This is a genomic window from Acinetobacter sp. V91_7, from assembly GCF_031799075.1.
GTDB lineage: Bacteria > Pseudomonadota > Gammaproteobacteria > Pseudomonadales > Moraxellaceae > Acinetobacter > Acinetobacter calcoaceticus.
The window spans coordinates 1-3,213 of record NZ_JAVQNT010000012.1 but is presented as its reverse complement, the minus strand read 5'-3'; the positions used below and the strand labels follow the sequence as shown (position 1 = coordinate 3,213).

Below are 3,213 nucleotides of genomic sequence, written 5' to 3'. Positions count from 1 at the left end.
ATGCTATTAATCCTGAAAATAGCGAGAATGCATTGGAAGAAGCCATCATTTCTAACAGGTTGGCTTCATTGGCGGCAGGTGAACAACCAAATAAAAATAACTCCGGATTGGATAAAGCTTGCTCCCGATAAATATGTGCGGTTTGAGTGATCAATTCAATGGTTGAGGAATGAAGTTTTGCTTCTAATAATCGTTGCTCCAGTTCTGTAATCCAGTGCTGGTACATGGCCTGAATTAAACCTGATTTTCCACCCAGTAGGGTGTAGATGGCTTGAGTTGATGTTCCTGATAATTCTGCCACCATACGCAAATTTAGAGTACTCATTCCCGAGTTTTTTACCATATGTCGTGCAACATTTACTATGTTTTTTTTAAGCTCGGCGGGCGATTTAGTTGAGGTGGATTTAATGTTCTGTGTGGTTGAGGCCATGCGAATCACGAATTAATTTTGCAATTTTTCCATTTTAATGCAAAAGCATTGACATTGTCTATAACAGTGTTATAGCGTTGTTATTGTAATCATACATTGAAGTCAGGATGAGTAATCATGAATAGACCAGCTACTAATAAAAAACGTCAAAACACGTTAAATCAGAAACCTTACGAGATAAAGCCATCTACGATCCAATCGACATGGGGAGAGTCGACACCTGATTATTGGTTTGCAGATAATCCTTTTTTGACGCATTTTATGAATGCTTTTTCGGGTATCTTACCGCAAGGTGAATATTTCATGATTGCTAGTGTGCGTTCGGTACGTCATCAAGTGCAACAGCAAGCTCAATTAAATAAGGATATTTCAGGATTTATTGGGCAAGAGGCCCATCACGCCAAAATACATCAATCCTTTAATCGTATGTTGGAAGAAAGGGGGCTACCTGTTCAGCAATTAGAAAAATTGATGATGCAATGCCTTAAATTTGTCGATCAGCTGTCTGAACAAAATCGCATGGCGGTGACGGGCGCGACGGAGCATTTTACGGCGTTGTTTGGCAAATTATTGCTGTCCCACCCCGAAATCATTGAACAAATTGATTCGACCATGAAAAGGGTGATGATTTGGCATGCACTTGAAGAGCTTGAGCACAAGGCTGTTGCCTATGATGTTTATCAATTAATTGATGGTGGTTATTGGCGTCGCGTGTATGGCGTATTGTTGGCAACAGGTCTTATTAGTGGCACGGTATTATACGGACAGGCTAGTTTTTTATGGGCGGATAAATCCATCTGGAATCTTAATGCCACTATGAAAGGACTATGGTGGATGTTTGGTGTTGGCAAGAAGGCTGGATATTTTAGAAAGGCGCTACCAGATTATCTGGAGTTTTTTAAACCGAATTTTCACCCAATGCATGATGATAACTCTGCGCTGATTGAGCAATGGAAGCCTATACTGGATTTAGATAATGTATAAAATTAAAGTTTTCATTTCTAAGGTAAGTCCTAAAAATAAACTTACATGGACAGATGAAAATTGATAGTCGCTACGTATTATAAATGGGTTGAAAGAGCTAGCTTTTATGCTAATAATAACTGTGCAAGTATGTGTCTTGTAAGCACACTGAAAGTTCGAAGAGTCAGTGTGCTTTTTTGTTATTTGTAAGATTTATATTTGGTATGATTAATCAATAATCTAATAGACTTGCCTAAATAATAATTGAATATATTCAAGCTAGCGTGATTTAGGATTGCTTCTTTCAGTTTTGTCCACCATTCTTTTCTTCTCTAGATTAATTTTAAAGGATTGTGCTAGGTAAAGGCTTATTAATTTTCCTCAATTCTATATTCTGACTAAGTTTACCTTCCTTTGCCATTTGCAAAACCTGCTCATTGGTAAGTACAGGTATAAAGTATTTGTCCCCAATTCTTCTTGAAAGAATTTTCACCTCTTCAGCGGTTAATACTAATGCTTCGCTATTGACTGCAGCATCATTAATTCTAGTAATAATTTTGTTAATTGGTGGTTTTGAGTAATCCATTTATCATCCTTAAAATACACTTGAACACACTTATCGAGGAGCATTCGGTCTCTGGGGTGCGCACAACATACCAGCCATTTCTGGTAGCAGGGCTTTGAACCTGACCCCTTTACCATACTATTTCACCCGGAATGAATAGGAATATATCAATCTCTATCATTAGCCTTGTACCCTGTATAGGTAAGGTATCCATCTTACTGTATATTTTTACTAGATCTCACCTTTTTGAAATGACAGAGGGCTTTTCTACCATATTCGGAAAATTGTACTAGGAAGTCATCGGATAGTTAAGTCTTTGGTGTTTATAAAGGTTCTGATATTTAAGAATTTTAGTAAAAATGTAATTTTCATCACATAAAATTACAGTAATGTAAGTTTAATCAATAAATTGACTATGTTAAAAATCTCAGCTTTAGCCTTACTTGGGGCATCTGTTGTTTATTATGCGTTTATTAATCTTTCACGCCCAGAGAAGAAGTCAAAGATGACTATACTTATAAGCGAAGTTGAACAATCGATGACTGATGCTCAAAAATCAGTGGAAAATGCCGATAGGTCATTGAGTAAAATTAAATTGAAACAATTAACTGATAGTGAAATTCAAAACTAAATTGTTTTTAAAAGGTAAGTATTTAAAAATAATAAAGTTATTGTATGTTCTTATGAACGAGCTATTGCATATTCTAAAGCATACCAATTATGGACTTTTTGCATTTCGATTAATTGTATGGAATTCTGATTCCTTATCTTAATTTATAATTAAAGTTGTAAGAGAATGAAATTTTATACTATTAGGTATGGTCATTGTGATAACAGTTTTTTTGTGGCATCGAATTCTGCAGGTGAATTTATTGTTATTGAAGCGTTTGGCTCAGAGTTCAAAATTGGTCATCAAGTACTGTGTAACGGCGTTAGAATAGTGAACGAAACTTTAAATAAAGAAACAAATGCAATAGTTCGAAACAAGAGTAATGAAGGAGGAGCATATAAATTCTTAAGCTCCCTAAAATGAAAGTTTACATCAATAAACAGGACCCATAACATTGCAAAATAAAGTGATAGTGTAAATCTGACTATTTAGCCTGTTTAATATGTGAATATTTATTAGTCCTTCCCAAGATGCGTTATTTTTATGAGGTTTACATATCCTTTTACATTTTTGATATGGTCAATGAGCATCATTTATAGTTGCTAGAAAATGAGGTTTTACACAGAGTTTATTTAGTGATGAATT

5 protein-coding genes are annotated in these 3,213 nt (G+C 35.2%); 3 read left to right on the top strand and 2 right to left on the bottom strand.

The features are described 5' to 3' along the window. Nucleotides 1-325: hypothetical protein (locus RMB03_RS00580; protein WP_311073128.1), on the bottom strand; the 325-nt coding region annotated here is incomplete at its 3' end. A 222-nt stretch (nt 326-547) separates the two neighbouring features. Here RMB03_RS00580 and RMB03_RS00575 point away from each other — a divergent pair. Next, entirely contained in the window at nt 548-1,414 is an 867-nt protein-coding gene (locus tag RMB03_RS00575) for a metal-dependent hydrolase (RefSeq protein WP_311073126.1), read from the top strand. 322 nt (nt 1,415-1,736) lie between these two features. On the opposite strand, the gene RMB03_RS00570 is transcribed toward RMB03_RS00575, so the two are convergent. Then, nucleotides 1,737-1,979 carry a hypothetical protein gene (locus tag RMB03_RS00570; protein ID WP_311073124.1) on the bottom strand — a complete coding sequence of 81 codons (243 nt, stop codon included), beginning with the start codon at nt 1,977-1,979 and terminating at the stop codon, nt 1,737-1,739. A 394-nt stretch (nt 1,980-2,373) separates the two neighbouring features. Here RMB03_RS00570 and RMB03_RS00565 point away from each other — a divergent pair, with 394 nt between their 5' ends. Both RMB03_RS00565 and RMB03_RS00560 read left to right on the top strand, forming a co-directional pair. Beyond that, nucleotides 2,374-2,589, top strand: coding sequence for a hypothetical protein (locus RMB03_RS00565; protein WP_311073122.1), 216 nt, complete (start codon nt 2,374-2,376; stop codon nt 2,587-2,589). Between the two features lie 165 nt (nt 2,590-2,754). Then, a complete protein-coding gene (locus tag RMB03_RS00560; protein ID WP_311073120.1) occupies nt 2,755-2,991 on the top strand; it encodes a hypothetical protein in 237 nt (78 codons plus the stop codon). Nucleotides 2,992-3,213: the final 222 nt, after the last annotated feature.